This window comes from Ruegeria sp. AD9 (assembly GCF_056542305.1).
This window is the reverse complement of sequence record NZ_JBQFZP010000015.1, coordinates 1-16,570: the sequence shown is the minus strand read 5'-3', so window position 1 is coordinate 16,570 and position 16,570 is coordinate 1. Positions and strand designations below refer to the sequence as shown.

The window sequence follows — 16,570 nt, the reverse complement described above, 5'->3', positions numbered from 1 at the left end:
GCGCACATGCTGTCGCCCCCTTGGTTCTATCTTGCGTCTCTGACTGCCACGATTAACCGGGTCATTTCATCTTCGGTGATCAGACCCGGGGCAAGCGCATCTCCAATCACAAACGAAGGAGTGCCACTGAAGCCAAGCTGTCGGGCCAATTCCATGGAAATCTGAATATGCGCGTCGACTTCCGGCGCTTCCATATCTGCGCGCAATTGATCCTCGTCCAGGCCAAGTTCCCGAACAACTTTCAGTACACTGGCCTCAGTGGCACGACCGTTCAGAGCCATAAGCGCCCAATGAAATTCTTCGTATTTTCCCTGGTTTCGTGAGGCCAGCGCAGCGCGTGCCGCGAAGTCGGAACCTTCTCCAAGTATGGGCCATTCTCGATAAACAATTCGCACATCGGAATCGCCCGCGATTACGTTCTTCACGACCGGGGCAGCGCGTTTGCAATATGGGCAGTTATAGTCGAAAAACTCGACCACGGTTACATCGCCTTCCGGGTTTCCGATTACAGGCGCATTCGGATCCTGTTCCAGCAATTCACGCTGATTTTCCAAGACGCTTCCAATTGCTTCGGCTTTTGCCTGATCCTCGCGCTGTTGAAGCAATTGAATCGCCTGCATGATGATCTCAGGGTTTTCCAAAATGGCTTCGAGAGCCAGCCGTTTTACATCGGAGTCAGACAGCTCGTCGGCGCGTGCCATAGGAATGCCAATCGACATGGCGATAGCGACTAAGCCTGCAAGTATTCGTTTCACATCAGTTTCCTTCCGTTTGTTCTGCTTCGGTGCGTTGCTCTTGCAGCTTGCGTTCCCGATCCGGCCAACTCTCCTTGATGAAGGCGAGGATGTCCCAGATATCCTGATCCGACAGAGTGTCCCCGAAGCCTGGCATGCCGCTTTTGACGTCAGCGACACCCATCTGTTTCAAAGTTTGGTCCCCGCCAAACTTTGTATAGTCGAACAACAGCTTGTCGCCGTGATGCCAGGTATGCCCGGTTCGGTCATGCGGGGGCGCCCGCAAGACGCCATCCGGATCAGGTGTTTGCCAATCCTGCTGACCCTCCAAATTTGCCCCGTGGCATGACGCGCAGTTTTCGGCGTACAAAACTGCACCACGTGCCGAATCCGCTGATGCACTGTTCTGCGCACGCCCACTCAGGCCCCAGCCAGCGACCGCGACAATGATCACTACAGCAGCCAGTGACACCCATTTCGCCGAACTCTTGTTCATCATGCCACGCTCAGCCAGGTCTTCATACCAGCGGCCTGATGCGACAGCATATGGCAATGAAACAGCCAATCCCCCGGGTTATCCGCAACGAACGCAATCTCCCGCTTTTCTATCCGGTCAACCAGGATTGTGTCCCGCAGCGGCCCTAGGTTGCCGTTTGGCAGAACTTCCTGAAAGTGCGTCCCGTGCAAGTGCATAGCGTGCGGAAAGACGGTGTCGTTCTGCATCTGAATCCGGACTATGTCGCCACGCGAAACGGCAGCAAGGGGGTTTTCAGGTAACCCGGCGACACCGTTGAATGTCCAGATCTGCCCTTCCTGAACCAATTCATTGGTGCTCATGACCTGGCCGTTAAAAGTGCCTTGACGCAGTCCGCCCATCGCCCCGCCTTCCATCACTAATGGGATTGTCAAAGCGTCAGAAACATCTTCGAGAAAGGAAACAGGGTTGGGTGGCAGGGCTTCTATTGCACCGCGGTTTGCGGATGCACCGCTTCCCGAAACCGGGATTTCAGCAATGACAAACGATTCATCGCGTTCGTGAAGAGTTATTTGAACGGCTTCGTTCGATTCCGCTGTGACATCAACAATTAAGTCTGCTCGCTGTGCAGGCCCAAAAACAAGGGTTTCAAAATCCTCTGGCTGCCTTACAGGCATGCCATCATAAGCGACCAGTTTCCCGTTTGCGCCACCTACTGAGACATACATGATCCGATCAGTTGCCACGTTGACCATTCGAAGTCGCAAACGCTGGTTTGTCAGAACTTCTGTCATGGGCGATATGTGTGCGTGAACGTAGTTTCCCATTCGGCCTGCATGCGTCCAGTCATGCATCGCGCCGAAATCATCGACGATTTGGGCGTCCTGACCCAACCTCCAGTCATCCAGCAGGATCGTAATGTCATGATCCGTGTCCGGCGGGTCCATTTCGTCGACGATGAACGCGCCGTAAAGGCCCCTGGCCACTTGTTCCGTTGACTGGTTATGAGAGTGGTACCAGAAGGTTCCTGCATCCTTCAGAGGCAAGTCATACTGAAACTCGCCGCTTGTTGGTACAGCCTCCTGTGTAAGACCCGGCACCCCATCCATGTTGTTTGGAACCCGCAGTCCATGCCAATGGATTGCCGTAGGCTGAGGCAGTGAGTTCAGGAGTGTCCGGCGAACCGTTTCGCCCTGCCGGGCACGAATTTCGGGGCCCGGAACACCGCCATCATATCCCCATATCTCGGTTTCAGGATAGCTGTCGGGGGCAACACGTGCCAATCCTGAACGCGCCTCGATTATTCGGGGGGCGGTAGCCGCCCTCCCGATAGTCGGCACTGCGATTAGTGCCGACGTGCCTGCAACGAATTGCCTGCGATTGAGCTTCATGAGGACTTCCCTCCAAAGAAAATTTGATCTCTCACTCGATTACCCCCCGTCGTGCACATCCAGCAGATAGGTCGCCATTGCCTTCCGGTCTTCGTCTGTCAGAAAGCTGGTGCCATAGTTTACGACCTCTCCCATGGCGCCGCCGAAGACATCGCCATCAGGCATGACGCCGGTGCGCAACGCGTAGGCCAAATCATCTACCGTCCAACCACGCTTTTGCAGGGTCTCAAAGTCGATGGCCGGTGCCTTGTCACCGCCCGGCAGAGAGTCACTTCCCTTGAAGTGTTCCGTGTCCGAATTTCTTGCGCCAGCCAGGTTCCTCCCGGTGTGGCAGGCCGCACAATGTGTGGCACCTTCGACCAGTAGCCGGCCCCGGTTCCACACTTCGTCATTGCCCGGCACGGGATCAGTGCGGGGTGGTTCCAGAAAAGCCGCGCGCCACAGCTTCAGGCCCCATCTCTGATTGAAGGGGAACGCCATTTCCTGTTCTTTTGACGGTTCCGCTACCGGTGGAACTGTTTGCCATGCGGCCCAGAGATCGGCGATGTCCTGATCCGTGAAATTGGCATAGAATGGATAAGGAAAGGCCGGGTAATAGGGTTGTCCGCCGGGTGATACGCCTTGACGCACCGCGCGGGCGAACTCCTCGATTGTCCAATCACCGATCCCGTGATCGGGATCTGTGGTCAGGTTCGGCGAAAAGAGCGTGCCGAACGGGGTATCCAACTCCACCCCACCGGCCAAGGCCGCGCCCCCTTTGGCAAAATCTGTGTGGCAAGCGATACAACCACTTGCCCTTGCCAGATACGCCCCGCGGTTAACGTCACCCTGAATGTCGAGAGCTTGTAAGGGCTGGCCAATCGGCCAAGCCATCACAGCAACAAGTCCCGCTGACGCCGCTACGGCGGCAGCAAGGCCCAATCGGAATATCGGTCTCATGACGCATTCCTATTCCGACCGAAATTGCGTGTGACACGCCGAGCATGTCTGGCTCAGCATCATGAACACACCATCTGCCGGCATTTCAGAAAGTTGTGCCTGGTTTGGACTGCCGCCCATCATTCCGGCACCCATCATAGAACCGCCACCCATCATGGATGCGCCGCCCATCATGCCCGAACCATGGCCCGACCCGGACATCATCAACCCGTTGTCCGCCGCAAGCACAAGGCCTTCAGAGTAGGATTCCAACTGCCTGGCTAACTCTGCAAATGAACCCCAATCCTGCCAGATCTCCGATTTGGCCTCCGAGGGTTTGCCATCAGATCCCTCTGGAAACAGCTTTGTCATGCTCTCGCCAGCGTGACGCCCGATTTTCTTGGCCTCGCTTCGTACCGTTTGCGCATTGTAGGGCGTTTTCCCCTGCATCATCGGCGTAAGGATCTTCATGCTGTCCTTCATCGCGGACATACCATCCATGCGTTCTTTGACGATGCCGGTTGCGCCACCATGCGCCAGGGCGGCGGCTGCAAACAGAGAAACCAGGGCAACGCCTGTGGTCATTTTCAGAATGTTCATTGTTTTGTCCTTGTCGTCTGCTTCGACGCGCCCAGGTTGAGCGCAATTCGACTGGTCAGATCAGGACACGCGGCGGTGGTGGGTCAAACGCCGCGATACCGAGAACCCGGTATTGGGCTCGAGGGATCGAGTATCTTTGTTCAGTATCTTGGGGGCCAGGCGGTGGTGGACCCATCGAAAATAGACCAACAGCGTTGCAAATCGTTCCGCCATGACAATGTCCGGGATGACCCTGCTTGACATGCTCAACGTCCGCGGAGTCCGTTTGGTCAATCACGTGCTGAGAACCACTGCCATGTGCATGAGCAGAATCGGCCGTCACAAGCAGCCCGCCAATGGTCAGCACCATTGACAGTATGATGTAACGAATTGCACTGCCCATTCGGCTCGTCACCTTCAGAAAATCCCGTTTTCCTGCTGCAGCTCTCTGATATACGCCACGATGCCCTTCACATCCGCACGGGTCAAGCCATCGACCGGCGGCATATTGCCGAACTTCCAATGGTGTGCCCGAACTCCATTCTGGACTGCCGCATAAAATGACTCGTCCGAATGGTGGCTTGGTTCATAGATTTTATGCACCAAAGGTGGTGCAAGGCCTTCCAGACCTGTTGCATTCGCGCCATGGCACGCCGAGCATTTGGCGTCGAATGCCACTTTGCCGACGGCCGCAAATTCGCTTAGCTGGTCCGGCAGAGTGACGTTTTCGATTGGGTCTCCTTGCTCCAGTGCTGACGTATCGGGCGGCGTCATCGAGTGACCTGTTGGTTGCTGATTTAAGTTGTAGACGAACGCGGCGGCGCCTGCGATCACTACTCCGCCGATCAAGAGTGTAAGTTTATCCATCTCTGTTCTTCACATGATTGTCAGTTCTTAGGTTCAACGCGCGCAAAAAAAATCGGCCTGACCAAGGTCAGATCAGTTTTACCTGAGTGCCCACAGTGGCCAGTTCGAACAATTCCGCAATCTGCTCGTTGTACAAGCCAATGCAGCCGTTGGAGGATCTTCTCCCGATCTTGCGCGTGTCGTTGGTGCCGTGGATCCGGTAGTATTGCCAGCTCAAATAAAGTGCATGTGTCCCCAGAGGATTCTCCGGACCCGGGCCCACATAATCGGGCCAAGCGGGGTTGCGCTTTTTCATTGCTGGTGTCGGTCGCCAAGACGGCCCTTCGACCTTGCGAGTAACTGTGGTGTAGCCCAGCCTTGTAAGGTCTTCCGTCAGCGGTACGCTGGTTGGATACATTCGGTAGACGCTTTCGTCTTCCGACCAATATTGCAGGACCTTGGACTGTGTATCGGACAGGATCACACCATTCTTAAGCGTATCAAAGTGGTCCTGCCATTTAGCAACGCGGAATGAGGAAACATTGCGGCGCGTCCCCTCAGTTGCCGTTGATTGGGCCCAAACGGCCGGTGCTGGAAAAAGCGTCGTCGCAGCAAACGCGGCAATCACTCCACGTCGCGTAACAACCTTTCCTTCTTTGCTCCGTTTCATGCCTGCCATCCCAAAGTTTATTCTTTTTTTCCGACTCAAATAACTCGTATGCCCGGTTCCTGCGCTGGAAGGTCAACACGCAAATGACATTTCATATGGGATGTCTCGTCTGAATTGTCGTTGCCGTTGGCGCAGGGATATTTCCTTAGAAGGCGGACCCAAATCATCAAGTCATTGTGGAAAAGCAATTTTTCTTGGACGTAACTCCAGGCTGCTTTAAGCAAAACCTGACTTTCTTGAATCAACCGAACACAAAAAAGCAACGCTAACAATTGCTTAGTTCTTGGTGAATTGATGTGATCACCCGTCGATGCGAGGGTAGCAGGCACTACAAATGACAATCACAGTGGACTAAACACCATGTCCTTCAGGAAAGCTTTCCAAGCACTGGCCGCACTTTTGTTCATCGGCGCTTGTACCGAAACAACGTCAATATCTGCAGATAGCGAGCCCGGAACGCTTTCCCAAGTTCCTGACGCCGTAGCCCAGATTGCTGCTCCGGGCCAGGACCTGAACGCAGTGAAAATCATGCCTGAGGACGGTTGCTATTGGTATCGCTATGTTGGGCCAGTTGAAACAACCTACCTACCACTTAGGACTATTGAAGGGCGCCCAATCTGTACGCGCGCCTGACAAGCGCCTGTCAGCTGGTCGCGGTCAGAAGCCGCTCGGGAGGGTAGAGATGAGCCGTGGACCCTGGCCTGACACGATCATAAAGCCCGATGATATGTGGCATCGCCATCCTTACGCAGCCAGAACTTGCGCGACCTCCGATAGATCTTGGATAAGGCGTTCCGTGAATTCGCAGGTATGTGTCGCGACCACCTTCGAACAGATAAAACGCCCTTGATCCCAATGGGTTTGTCGGCCCACCGGGCACACCATCTGCGAATTGCGCATATTCATCAGGGTCGCGCTCAATCATTTCGGCTGTAGGAGTCCAACGCGGCCATTTGGCCTTTCGCTTGATCGTGTAGACTCCGGGCTCGTAAAGATTGCCTCGGGCAATGGCTACGCCGTAACGCATTGCTGTGCCACCGTCTTCGATGAAATACAGATATCGTGCCACCGCGTCGACATGAATGTCACCCGGAGTAAGTGGTCGATTGGTTTGCACACGCTGAGGCAGGAAACGTGGGTGTAAACCCCAGGGATTGGATGTTGCGGGATCAAAATTGGCTGGAGTTACTTGCGCATCCCACTCCGACCATTGCGAGGCCGCCGCCGACGTCACTCCAAAAACCGGCTGAGAGAAAATGGCGAGCGAGGCTGCAACAAAATGTCGTCTGGTCAGCATTGATAGCGCTCCTATTGGCTGGTTGGTGTCTGGAGTTAGTACCCAGGGGATTAGACAATCCGCGACGGGGGAAGATTTGTCCATTCAATTATTCGTTCGATATCGCTTCGACCCACCCGCGAGTTTTCAAGGCTTAAAGTGACCTAGGCAGCTTCGTGTTTAACCTGAAACTTCACCAGGCGTCGGGACGACAATGCCTGCTGTTCATACCCCTAAAAACTTCCCTGTTCCGGCCGTGTCTATGCACCAAGTAAGGCCCAAGCAAATGCTGGACTGGTTTGACAGCGTCAAATTCGCTTCGCGCCAAAACAGCTTGACCTTCCATCGTGGGAAGGCGTTAGCAGAGGTCTCCAATCCAAATTTTGGAGTTGAATGTGAAAGAAAAACAGACTGCAAACGCGCCGCAGGCGTCAGTACCGGTTAGCGGCGGCAAGATAATGAAATGGGGCATGATGGTATGTTGCATTGCCATGATAACGCCGATCGCTCTCTACTTGATCGCCGGCGGGACGGTTGGTGGGCTTTCTGACTCCTTGGGTCTTTTCGCACCGTTGATCCTGTGCCTCGGAGCCCATTTCTTTATGCACAAGGCGATGGAAAAATCCTGTCATTCGAACAAATCTGAATCGGAAAGACCAAAGGCAACAGACGCCGCGGTCGGACCGAACCCAGTACACCGGCAATAATCTTCAATCATGAAGCTTTGGTGCTCAAGGTTGGCCGCCATGTCGCTGGCCGCTCTTTCGCTGGCGGCTTGCGCACCACGCCCTAAACTATGCCCGCTGCAACCGCCGCAGCCTGAATACGCCCTGCCCCAAGGTTGCCGGGTTCAATGGGAGGGCGCGGATGGCGGGGCCTATTTCATCTGCGAAGACGGGCGCGAAGGTTTCGTGAGCTGATCGTGGGGATGTGACATTCCGGCTCGTTGACCCTCCAGCGCTGGAATCTGGCAGAGACGGGTGCAAAACAACCGATGGCAACGCGCAATGGCAAGAACACTCCTAAATTTATGTATTATGATCTTGGGGTTAATCTTTGGCCAGACTTCCGCCGGGACAAGCCTTGCAGCTACATCCCAAGCGTATGAATCAGAGCCCCTGGTCGCACACATAATTACCGCGCAGGACGGGATCGCGCCTGACGTCAAGACGATCACTGCAGGACTGCATCTGAAACTGGGCGAAGATTGGAAAACCTACTGGAAGTCGCCTGGTGAGGTGGGAATTCCGCCCAAGATCACTTGGAACGGCTCGCAAAACGTCAGCGACGTACAGTTTCACTGGCCCGCGCCGATCCGTTTTCGCGCCTTCGGGATCGAGAATTTCGGGTACAAGGACGAAGTGGTCTTTCCGCTGACCGTCACACTCGAGAACCCCGGAGCGCCAGTTGACTTGAAGGCCGCTGTGACAACGCTGATCTGTTCCGATATCTGTGTGCCGGTCGAGTTTTCGCTGGACTTGTCGCTGACTCAGGGAACGGGTCGGGATCAGGACTCGGCCCGGCTTATAAATGCCTTTCTGTCGCGGGTGCCAACCACGGGAAACACAAGCGGAATGAAGTCCGACGCCGCGACCCTGGATACCGAGTCCGAGATGCTGACGCTGAATTTCACCAGCGACCTGCCCTTTGATGCGCCTGATGTCTTTCCCGACATGGGACGTGACACCGCGTTTGGTGCACCCGACATCCGGCTCGCTGGCGACAGGCGTCAGCTATGGGTGCAGTTCCCGGTCCTCGCTCTGGCACAGGACCCCCCCGCCTTGTCCGTCACGGTTACCGACACCAACCGCGTGGCCGAGTTTTCGCCCCGTACCGACGCTCCCCCTACCCCGCCACCATATGAGATCGCGGCCGCCGAAACTTCAGCCAGCGCGCTGGTCTGGATCATTTTGCTGGCGGTGGGCGGCGGGTTGATTCTGAATGTCATGCCCTGCGTACTGCCAGTGCTTTCGATCAAGCTTTCCTCGGCGGTAAAGGCTCGCGACCGCTCTGCGGCTCAGATTCGCGCCGGGTTCCTGGCTTCGGCAGCCGGAATCCTGACATTCATGTGGCTGTTGGCGGCTATCACCATTGCGGCGCGGTCGCTGGGCTATTCCGTCGGCTGGGGCATCCAGTTCCAGAATCCGCTTTTCCTTGCGGTGATGATCGTGGTGCTGGCGGTTTTTGCAACCAGCCTCGCGGGCTTGTTCGAGATCACGCTGCCGCAGTCGCTGAACACCCGGCTTGCCCATGTCGAAAAGGGCCGCGTGTCGCTGGTCGGGGATTTCCTGACCGGAGCCTTCTCAGCAGTTCTGGCGACGCCCTGCTCGGCCCCCTTCCTCGGCACGGCGGTGGCCTTTGCCCTGACCGGCCGACCGGTGGATATCGTGGCGATCTTCACCGCAATGGGGGTCGGGCTGGCCATTCCTTACCTGCTGGTTGCAGTGCACCCGAAACTTACCGCCGCTCTGCCTAAACCGGGGCGTTGGATGGTGGGATTAAAATGGGCCCTGTCGGCGGCACTGCTGACCACGATCGGCTGGTTGGTCTGGGTGATGGTCGGGGTGGCCGGAGACACTGCTGCAACTGCTACCGTGCTGGCTGCAACTGTTCTGGTCCTGTTGATCTGGAAAAGTACGATGATGCCACCCGTTTTGCGCTGGACAGCCCTGTTGCTGACGCTGACCGCAGCGTTTGCCGCACCGGTTGCGATTGCCGGCAAAGACCGGTCCAGGCTGCTTGAACCAGCCGGAGAGATCCCTTGGATTACCTTCAGCCGCCCCGAAATCGCCCGCCTTGTGTCGCGCGGCGAGGTGGTTTTCGTCGATGTCACAGCCGACTGGTGTCTGACCTGCAAGGCCAACAAAGCGCTGGTGCTGGAACGCGGCGAGGTTCTGGCAACACTGCAATCGGACAAAGCAATTCCGATGCAGGCCGACTGGACCCGCCCCGACGATGTGATCGCCCGTTTCCTTGAGGACAATGGACGGTTCGGGATCCCCTTCAACATCGTCTACGGCCCGTCGGCCCCCGAAGGCATCGCCCTGCCAGAGATCTTGACCACGAACGCCATTCTCGACGCGATGGAACAGGCCGCGCCGATTGCGGGCGGAGCCGTGGAAAGCGGATCCTGACCCCGGAGTTCACATATCCCGGACGCGGTTGCTCTGCTGCGCTAAACGCATGGTCTCGTGCTCTTCCATATCCAGTATCGCCTGAAAGAGTTCGCGTGCCTCGGGTATCTCGGCACGCCCGTGCAAATACCGATATAAGTCGATCACCTGATTGTGAAGATCGAAGACCGCTTCGCAGATCTCATCGACGCTCATCTGTGCGAACGGCCTGTCGCAGGCGCGATGTGGGTCGATCGGCTCATTGCCCAAATAGTCATATACCCAGGTGTTGAGCGCTTTGGGATCGGCTCGTTTCACGAAACCATCGACGATTTTCTCCAGAGCAGCCTCATGATCGGCGAGGTAGGTAAGCAACATCCTGGCCAGCTCCTGCTCTGACTGTGTCGAACAGTGGGCCAAACATTCGGCGAGCCAATGATGCATTTCCCGCGTCCAGACAATTAGATCAGAAAACGTTTCAACTTTCATGGTCTCAACCTCCTAAAGATCGGCATGCGATAGCCTAAACCGGAATTTTCCAGATGGCTCACTGGGCATCAGCGCGAAGTCGGCGCCGGCCCGATCCACGCCGGGCTGCGGGAATCAACCCCCCAGTTCCAGCAATGCCCGGTCGATTGCCACCTTGCGCGGATCCCCCTGCGGCAGGTCATCCGCCAGATCCCTTGCCCTGCCATAGGCGTTCCGGGCGCCGTCGGTCTCGCCCAGCACCGAATAGGCGTTGCCCAGCCGCATCCAGCCGTCCAGATCGCCTGGGTTTTCCTGCATCCGGCTCGCAAGCCGTTCGACCATCGAGCGGATGAAGGCCTGCCGGTCTTCGTCTGACATCTCCTCGGCCGCCGCCACCTGATCGGCAGTTGGGCCGGGCATGGAAGGGGCAAAAGCCGCCAGATTCACCGGAGCCCGTCCGATCGACGGGGCGATGCGGTTAAGCTGGGCCACAAAACTCTCCATCCATGGCCGGAACTCCTCTTCGGCGTCCATCCGCGTCTTCAGTAGGTCATAGGCCTTATCAGGCGATCCAGCCTGCTCCAGACCAATGGCTTTGTAGAATGTCGCTGCTGGGTTCGATGGGTCCAGTTCCAAGGCTCGTTCAAACGCCCGATCGGCCTTGGGCGTAACGACACCGTCATCGGCATAGACCAACGCCTCGCCATATTGCGACACCAGCGCTGAATTCGCATTGGGTCGGTCCAGCAACCCCTCGAACGCGTCTGCGGCATCTCCAAAGCGTCCCATACGCATATAGGTCTGAGCCAACAACACCCATCCCTCGGTTGGCCCGCCGGTTTCATCCGCCTCAAGCCGCGACTTCAGGCGCACGGCAAGGTCGGCGATTTCACGGGCTTCGGCCTGCTCCCCCTCGCGTTGGGCAAATGGCTGGCTGGGGATGTAGGGACTACCCAGTTGCCAATAAAGACCGGCTCCGAGCGCTGGAACTACCAGCGCGGCAAGTAAAATCAGCGCACGCCCGGAATGGCCCATTATCGCTTTGTCGTCCGATTGCCGGTCAATCGCCTTCAGGCGACGTTCTATCTCGGCTCTGGCGGCCTTGGCCTCTTCGGCTGAGATAATTCCTCGTTCCAGGTCCTTCTCCACTTCGCCGATCTGGTCGGAAAAGATGGCAGAGGCGCTTTCGCGTCTCGACAAGTCCGAGGTCTTGCGCCCCAGGCCGGAGAGGGCGAGCGTCAGAAACACCGCCACGGCCATGAATGAAAAGATAATCCAGATCATGCGTGCGGCTCCGTGAGTGAATGGTTTTCGGGATTCCGTTCTTCGCTCGCGCCGCGTTCCGTCTCTTGTTTTCGCGACTTCCGATATCGGCGCGCATTTTGGGTCAATACCGCTGCAGTCGCGATACCACCCAGCCCCAGGATGACGATAGGCGCAACCCACAGAATGTAAGTTGATGGCTTCCATGGCGGGTTGAACAGAACATAGTCGCCATAACGCGCAACCAGAAAGTCCATAACCTGCTGGTCCGTGTCGCCTGCCACCAGCCGTTCGCGCACAAGCAGACGAAGGTCGCGCGCCACGCCAGCGTTAGAACTGTCGATGTCTTGGTTCTGGCACACCACGCATCGCACCTGTTTCGAAATCGCCCGGGCCCGCTCTTCCAATACCGGATCTGCAAGTATCTCGTCGGGCTCAACCGCGAATGCCGGCTGCGACACCAGCATCGCCAGAGTGACCGCGGTAATTACAATGCGACGTATCATGACGCCTCTCCTCCGGCCGCCCGCGCCTGATCCAGCGCGGTGCGCATCTTTGAAATTGCCTCGTCGCCCAGCACCGGGCCGACAAAACGGAATACGACCTTGCCCGCGCCATCAATCACAAAGGTCTCCGGCACGCCGGAAATCCCCCATTCGATCCCGGCTCGGCCGTCCAGGTCGGAACCGATGCGCTCATAAGGGTTGCCCAGATCGTCGAGCCATTTCCGCGCGTCCTGCGGCTTGTCTTTGTAGTTAATGCCCATCAGGCGAATGCCCTCATCGCGTACCATACGCGTCAGCACCGCATGTTCGGCCCGGCAGGGCACGCACCAGGACGCAAACACGTTGACCACGATCGGAGCTGACCCGTCATTTTCCACCAGATCGGTACTGGACAGCCCGTGGGTATCCAGCCCTTCGACCGGCGGCAAGTCGAACTCAGGCACCGGCTGCGAGATCAAAACAGACGGGATTTCGTTTGGATCGCGATCGGGATTCAGTCCCCATAGCAGGAAGGCACCCAGGATGCCGGCAATCGTAATTGGGAACAGTGCAAATAGACGTTTCATTGCCCTACTCCGCCGCCACCGCAACGGAGCTCTGCCCAGTCCGTTTTCGTGGTGCACCGACGCGTAGACGCCGATCGGAGAGTGACAAGACACCACCAAATGCTAACAATCCTGAACCTATCCAGATCCAGACCACCAATGGCTCATACAAGATACGCAGGGTCCATTTGCTCTGTTCTGATTCCGCCGCCGGTTCCGATATTGAGGCGTAAAGGTCCCCTGCCAACGTCGTTCGAATTGCTGACTCGGTCGTACTGGTACCCGCCACGAGATAGGCCCTGCGCTCGGGTTGAAGCGTGGTGACATAAGCGCCATCGCGAAATACCGTCAGTGTGGCCGCGCGAGACAGATAGTTCGGACCGCGAAGCTGTTCCACACCGTCAAAACGCACGTCGAACCCTGCTATCTCAATCTGTGTTCCGGGCTCGGCAAAAGTCACGACCTCGGATTTCCAAGCGCTGGACCCGATAAAGCCGATCATACAGACAGCCAACCCCGCATGGGCCACGACCATGCCGTAATGAGAACGCGGTAGGCTGCGGGCCCGACGCAGGGACTCGGCCAACGGTGCCTCACCCAGCTTAATTCGGCTGGCCCACTCTGTCAGCACAGCGCCCAGCAACCAAACCGCAAGGCCGATCGACACTACCGCCAAGGCTGGGCCGCCGGTATCCAGATACCACACAAGCAACGCTACGAGCAGGCTAACCCCGGCCACCCATTTGAGCCGGGACAGAACACCGCGCAAATCCGCCCGCTTCCATGACAACAGCGGCCCAATCCCCATTACAACGACTAGAACCAGCATGATCGGCACGAAACTGGCGTTGTAATAAGGTGGTCCAACCGAAATCTTTTCACCTGTCACAGCCTCAAGCAAAAGCGGATAAAGCGTACCGAATAGAACCGTCGCCGTTGCGGTGGCCAGCAGCAGGTTGTTAATAAGCAAACCGGCCTCGCGGCTGATCGGGGCAAAAAGACCGCCGCCCTCCATCTCCGGTGCGCGTATGGCAAACAGCGTCAATGAACCACCGATCGCGACAGCCAACAGCGCCAAGATGTAAATGCCGCGTTCGGGATCGACCGAAAACGCATGGACCGATGTAAGCAAGCCTGAGCGGACAATGAATGTCCCCAACAAGGACAACGAGAAGGTCAAAACGGCCAGTAGGATCGTCCAACTTTTGAAGCTGCCGCGCTTTTCGGTCACAATGGCCGAATGGAACAGCGCTGTGCCAGCAAGCCAGGGCATAAACGAGACATTCTCGACCGGATCCCAGAACCACCAGCCGCCCCAACCCAGTTCGTAATAGGCCCACCAGCTGCCCAGAACGATACCAAGTGTCAGAAACACCCAGGCCGCCAATGTCCAGGGTCGGACCCACCGCGCCCATGCCGGATCGACCCGCCCCTCAATCAGGGCAGCCACGGCGAAAGAAAATACGATAGAGAAGCCGACGTAACCCAGGTATAGGAACGGCGGGTGCATAGCCAGGCCGACATCCTGCAACAGCGGATTTAAATCCTGACCATCCAGCGGTGCCGGAAACACCCGGTCAAACGGGTTCGAGGTGAACAGCATGAATGACAGGAACCCCGCGCTGATCCAGGCCTGCACTGCCAGAGTGCGCGCCTTGAGTTTCAGTGGGATGTTCCGAGCCAACAGAGACACACCCAGCCCGAAAATCACCAATATCAGAATCCACAACAGCAGCGACCCTTCGTGGCTACCCCAGGTCGCAGCCACCTTGAAAAGCATCGGTTTCAGCGAATGAGAATTGCTGGCCACATTTAGCACAGTGAAATCGCTGACCACGAAGGACCACATCAGAGCGGCGAAGGCGATAGCAACCAGCGCTGTCAGTAGGACCGAGGTCGCAGATGCCGATCGCATCCACATGACATTGTTCCGTGCTGCTCCAATCAAGGGAAATACGCTTTGCACCAAGGACACGGCCAGGGCAAGCGCCAGGGCGAACTGCCCGATTTCCGGTATCATTCCAATCCCTCCGGATTTCCGGTTTTGCGGCCTTGTCCGACAATCCAGCGCTGGAGGGTCAAGCGCATTATTGCCGCACCCCCTTCGGCTGATGCATGCTTGACGAGCGCAAATCTGGCCGGCGGCCTTGACCTTCCAGCGCTGGAGACCCCCACCATTTCGACTTCACCGATGGACGTACCGAACACTTTGTTTTCAGGGCAGGGACTCAGGAAACAAACGAACACGAGGGCATCATGACACGGAGCAACAGCAAGATTACGTGCGTCTGGCAACGCCTCCAGGCTGTAATACTGGCTGGGGGGCTGAGCCTTGGGTCAACTGCCATGGCCCAACCGGAAACCCGTCCGGCTGACAACGTGGCGATGAACCCGCAAGCCTCCAGCAACATGTCAGGTATGGGAAGCATGTCCAGGATGATGCGCCCCGACGCGGTGCCGCCAACGGGTGTCGTTGGCGGTATGCATCCACCCGAGGGTGTTTTGATGCCTGTGTTCTCTTACATGAACATGGAGATGGACGGAAATCGTACCGGAACGCAGTCGCTGTCTACCTCGAACGTTCTGTCGCAGTATCCGATCGCGCCGCTCAGCATGAGCATGAACATGGCGATGGTCGGCCTGATGTACGGTGTGACCGACGAGATCTCGGTGATGGCGATGCTGCCCTATACCCGCAAGACGATGAAGCACCAGACCCGCATGGGCCAGACCTTTAAGACCAGGGCACAGGGGTTTGGCGATCTGAAGATCATCGGCGGATATGATATCTACAAATCCGACGGGCAGGTGCTGGAACTATCTCTTGGCCTCAGTCTGCCGACTGGCTCGATAGACGAGACCGACACCACGCCAGCTGGGCCGGACCAGCTGCTGCCCTACCCCATGCAACTGGGTTCAGGCACCTACGACCTGCTGCCGGGCGTCACCTATACGGGCCAGAACGCGGATTGGTCTTGGGGCGCCCAGCTGGCCGCCGTGATCCGGATGGGTGAGAATGATGCCGGTTACACCTTGGGTGACGTCTATTCAGCAACAGTTTGGGGTGCACGGCGCTGGAATGACCAGTTCAGCTCCTCGTTGCGGGTGGTCGGCGACATCGTGGAAAACATTGACGGGTCGGATGCGCGCCTGAACCCAGGCATGGTGCCCACCGCTGATCCGACCCTGCGCGGCGGCCAGTTTCTGAGTATCGGAATCGGAGTGAATTACCTTGTGCCGGGGTCGGGCGTTTTGGCGGGCACGCGCCTGGGTATCGAGGGCGTGATCCCTGTGTATCAAGATCTGGATGGGCCCCAGCTTGAACGCGATTACGCAGTCTCCTTCGCGATACGCAGGGCGTTCTGACCCTTCAGCCCCAAACCGACTGTAAACGGACAATCAGCGCCGCCGCGGTGGTCAGAACGACCACTGACACCGCCATCAGTAGCAGGGCCAATGTCACAGGTCCGCCGCGCCCAGGTACGCGACGTGCCAGTTGGGCTGCAAATCCAGTACCGTGGGCGATCTGGCTCTGAACGACGGATAGGTATAGCGGCAGCGCTCCGACCAGCGTGGCGTACAGGTAAACGCCTGAGATGTTCTCGAAGTAGGCGGAGCGTACCAGCGTCGGACCGACTACCCGCAACGCCACTACGGGATCACCGCCGAAAGACCCGAACCAGTCTGCCGAAAGCGCGTAGATCAGCGCGTGCAGCGCGATGAACAGGACGGCCCGTAGCAGCAGGTCAATTAGCAGATACCGGGCCGGGATGGCCCCCCTGCCCC

18 protein-coding genes and 1 pseudogene are annotated in these 16,570 nt (G+C 57.4%); 4 read left to right on the top strand and 15 right to left on the bottom strand.

Features of this window, described 5'->3' with window-relative positions; genetic code table 11:
* Positions 1-26: 26 nt before the first annotated feature.
* From ACR0AM_RS17545 to ACR0AM_RS17505, 9 genes are all read right to left on the bottom strand, one after another.
* Positions 27-755, bottom strand: a complete 729-nt coding sequence (locus ACR0AM_RS17545; protein WP_414478956.1) for a DsbA family protein — start codon at positions 753-755, stop codon at positions 27-29.
* A gap of 1 nt (position 756) precedes the next feature.
* Entirely contained in the window at positions 757-1,230 is a 474-nt protein-coding gene (locus tag ACR0AM_RS17540; RefSeq protein WP_170418019.1) for a c-type cytochrome, read from the bottom strand.
* Entirely contained in the window at positions 1,230-2,600 is a 1,371-nt protein-coding gene (locus tag ACR0AM_RS17535) for a multicopper oxidase family protein (RefSeq protein WP_170417903.1), read from the bottom strand. The genes ACR0AM_RS17540 and ACR0AM_RS17535 overlap by 1 nt, the downstream gene beginning before the upstream one ends.
* A 39-nt stretch (positions 2,601-2,639) precedes the next feature.
* On the bottom strand, positions 2,640-3,539 hold the full coding sequence (locus tag ACR0AM_RS17530; RefSeq protein ID WP_170417899.1) for a c-type cytochrome: 900 nt from the start codon (positions 3,537-3,539) through the stop codon (positions 2,640-2,642).
* 9 nt (positions 3,540-3,548) lie between these two features.
* Complete coding sequence (locus ACR0AM_RS17525) at positions 3,549-4,118, bottom strand: c-type cytochrome (RefSeq protein ID WP_170417895.1); 570 nt, start codon at positions 4,116-4,118, stop codon at positions 3,549-3,551.
* A 60-nt stretch (positions 4,119-4,178) separates the two neighbouring features.
* Positions 4,179-4,361: a hypothetical protein gene (locus ACR0AM_RS17520; RefSeq protein ID WP_157054267.1), complete on the bottom strand. Its 183-nt coding sequence runs from the start codon at positions 4,359-4,361 to the stop codon at positions 4,179-4,181.
* 153 nt (positions 4,362-4,514) lie between these two features.
* Complete coding sequence (locus tag ACR0AM_RS17515; protein ID WP_170775025.1) at positions 4,515-4,964, bottom strand: c-type cytochrome; 450 nt, start codon at positions 4,962-4,964, stop codon at positions 4,515-4,517.
* Between the two features lie 67 nt (positions 4,965-5,031).
* Positions 5,032-5,622 carry a L,D-transpeptidase gene (locus tag ACR0AM_RS17510; RefSeq protein ID WP_170417888.1) on the bottom strand — a complete coding sequence of 197 codons (591 nt, stop codon included), beginning with the start codon at positions 5,620-5,622 and terminating at the stop codon, positions 5,032-5,034.
* A gap of 634 nt (positions 5,623-6,256) precedes the next feature.
* Positions 6,257-6,910, bottom strand: coding sequence for a L,D-transpeptidase (locus tag ACR0AM_RS17505; RefSeq protein WP_050605720.1), 654 nt, complete (start codon positions 6,908-6,910; stop codon positions 6,257-6,259).
* Between the two features lie 374 nt (positions 6,911-7,284).
* On the opposite strand from ACR0AM_RS17505, the gene ACR0AM_RS17500 reads away from it, so the two are divergent.
* The 3 genes from ACR0AM_RS17500 (at position 7,285) to ACR0AM_RS17490 (ending at position 10,023) form a co-directional block, all read left to right on the top strand.
* On the top strand, positions 7,285-7,596 hold the full coding sequence (locus ACR0AM_RS17500; protein ID WP_255612174.1) for a DUF2933 domain-containing protein: 312 nt from the start codon (positions 7,285-7,287) through the stop codon (positions 7,594-7,596).
* A gap of 39 nt (positions 7,597-7,635) precedes the next feature.
* Positions 7,636-7,809, top strand: a complete 174-nt coding sequence (locus ACR0AM_RS17495; RefSeq protein WP_170417885.1) for a hypothetical protein — start codon at positions 7,636-7,638, stop codon at positions 7,807-7,809.
* Between the two features lie 117 nt (positions 7,810-7,926).
* A complete protein-coding gene (locus ACR0AM_RS17490) occupies positions 7,927-10,023 on the top strand; it encodes a protein-disulfide reductase DsbD family protein (protein WP_170418009.1) in 2,097 nt (698 codons plus the stop codon).
* 9 nt (positions 10,024-10,032) lie between these two features.
* Here the strand turns inward: ACR0AM_RS17490 and ACR0AM_RS17485 are convergent, their stop codons facing one another.
* The 5 genes from ACR0AM_RS17485 to ACR0AM_RS17465 all read right to left on the bottom strand — a co-directional run bounded on the left by ACR0AM_RS17485 (position 10,033) and on the right by ACR0AM_RS17465 (position 14,804).
* A complete protein-coding gene (locus ACR0AM_RS17485; RefSeq protein WP_170417881.1) occupies positions 10,033-10,491 on the bottom strand; it encodes an ATPase in 459 nt (152 codons plus the stop codon).
* Positions 10,492-10,605: 114 nt separating this feature from the next.
* The gene (ccmI, locus tag ACR0AM_RS17480; protein ID WP_170417878.1) at positions 10,606-11,754 is read right to left on the bottom strand and encodes a c-type cytochrome biogenesis protein CcmI; all 1,149 of its coding nucleotides are present in this window, start codon (positions 11,752-11,754) and stop codon (positions 10,606-10,608) included.
* Positions 11,751-12,239 carry a cytochrome c-type biogenesis protein gene (locus ACR0AM_RS17475; RefSeq protein WP_170417876.1) on the bottom strand — a complete coding sequence of 163 codons (489 nt, stop codon included), beginning with the start codon at positions 12,237-12,239 and terminating at the stop codon, positions 11,751-11,753. The genes ccmI and ACR0AM_RS17475 overlap by 4 nt, the downstream gene beginning before the upstream one ends.
* Complete coding sequence (locus ACR0AM_RS17470) at positions 12,236-12,805, bottom strand: DsbE family thiol:disulfide interchange protein (protein ID WP_170417873.1); 570 nt, start codon at positions 12,803-12,805, stop codon at positions 12,236-12,238. Before ACR0AM_RS17470 ends, ACR0AM_RS17475 begins: the two co-directional genes overlap by 4 nt.
* 4 nt (positions 12,806-12,809) lie before the next feature.
* A complete protein-coding gene (locus ACR0AM_RS17465; protein WP_170417870.1) occupies positions 12,810-14,804 on the bottom strand; it encodes a heme lyase CcmF/NrfE family subunit in 1,995 nt (664 codons plus the stop codon).
* Between the two features lie 236 nt (positions 14,805-15,040).
* On the opposite strand from ACR0AM_RS17465, the gene ACR0AM_RS17460 reads away from it, so the two are divergent.
* Positions 15,041-16,150 carry a transporter gene (locus tag ACR0AM_RS17460; protein ID WP_170417865.1) on the top strand — a complete coding sequence of 370 codons (1,110 nt, stop codon included), beginning with the start codon at positions 15,041-15,043 and terminating at the stop codon, positions 16,148-16,150.
* Positions 16,151-16,154: 4 nt separating this feature from the next.
* On the opposite strand, the pseudogene ACR0AM_RS17455 reads toward ACR0AM_RS17460, so the two are convergent.
* Positions 16,155-16,570: pseudogene (locus ACR0AM_RS17455) on the bottom strand (hypothetical protein); the annotation flags it as partial.

What these genes read in the sequence shown, in the direction of transcription:
- ACR0AM_RS17540 (WP_170418019.1), bottom strand. Translation starts at nt 1,230, where the DNA reads ATGAACAAGAGTTCGGCGAAATGGGTGTCACTGGCTGCTGTAGTGATC.
- ACR0AM_RS17535 (WP_170417903.1), bottom strand. Translation starts at nt 2,600, where the DNA reads ATGAAGCTCAATCGCAGGCAATTCGTTGCAGGCACGTCGGCACTAATC.
- ACR0AM_RS17530 (WP_170417899.1), bottom strand. Translation starts at nt 3,539, where the DNA reads ATGAGACCGATATTCCGATTGGGCCTTGCTGCCGCCGTAGCGGCGTCA.
- ACR0AM_RS17525 (WP_170417895.1), bottom strand. Translation starts at nt 4,118, where the DNA reads ATGAACATTCTGAAAATGACCACAGGCGTTGCCCTGGTTTCTCTGTTT.
- ACR0AM_RS17520 (WP_157054267.1), bottom strand. Translation starts at nt 4,361, where the DNA reads ATGTCAAGCAGGGTCATCCCGGACATTGTCATGGCGGAACGATTTGCA.
- ACR0AM_RS17515 (WP_170775025.1), bottom strand. Translation starts at nt 4,964, where the DNA reads ATGGATAAACTTACACTCTTGATCGGCGGAGTAGTGATCGCAGGCGCC.
- ACR0AM_RS17510 (WP_170417888.1), bottom strand. Translation starts at nt 5,622, where the DNA reads ATGGCAGGCATGAAACGGAGCAAAGAAGGAAAGGTTGTTACGCGACGT.
- ACR0AM_RS17505 (WP_050605720.1), bottom strand. Translation starts at nt 6,910, where the DNA reads ATGCTGACCAGACGACATTTTGTTGCAGCCTCGCTCGCCATTTTCTCT.
- ACR0AM_RS17495 (WP_170417885.1), top strand. Translation starts at nt 7,636, where the DNA reads ATGTCGCTGGCCGCTCTTTCGCTGGCGGCTTGCGCACCACGCCCTAAA.
- ACR0AM_RS17490 (WP_170418009.1), top strand. Translation starts at nt 7,927, where the DNA reads ATGATCTTGGGGTTAATCTTTGGCCAGACTTCCGCCGGGACAAGCCTT.
- ACR0AM_RS17485 (WP_170417881.1), bottom strand. Translation starts at nt 10,491, where the DNA reads ATGAAAGTTGAAACGTTTTCTGATCTAATTGTCTGGACGCGGGAAATG.
- ccmI (WP_170417878.1), bottom strand. Translation starts at nt 11,754, where the DNA reads ATGATCTGGATTATCTTTTCATTCATGGCCGTGGCGGTGTTTCTGACG.
- ACR0AM_RS17475 (WP_170417876.1), bottom strand. Translation starts at nt 12,239, where the DNA reads ATGATACGTCGCATTGTAATTACCGCGGTCACTCTGGCGATGCTGGTG.
- ACR0AM_RS17470 (WP_170417873.1), bottom strand. Translation starts at nt 12,805, where the DNA reads ATGAAACGTCTATTTGCACTGTTCCCAATTACGATTGCCGGCATCCTG.
- ACR0AM_RS17465 (WP_170417870.1), bottom strand. Translation starts at nt 14,804, where the DNA reads ATGATACCGGAAATCGGGCAGTTCGCCCTGGCGCTTGCCCTGGCCGTG.
- ACR0AM_RS17460 (WP_170417865.1), top strand. Translation starts at nt 15,041, where the DNA reads ATGACACGGAGCAACAGCAAGATTACGTGCGTCTGGCAACGCCTCCAG.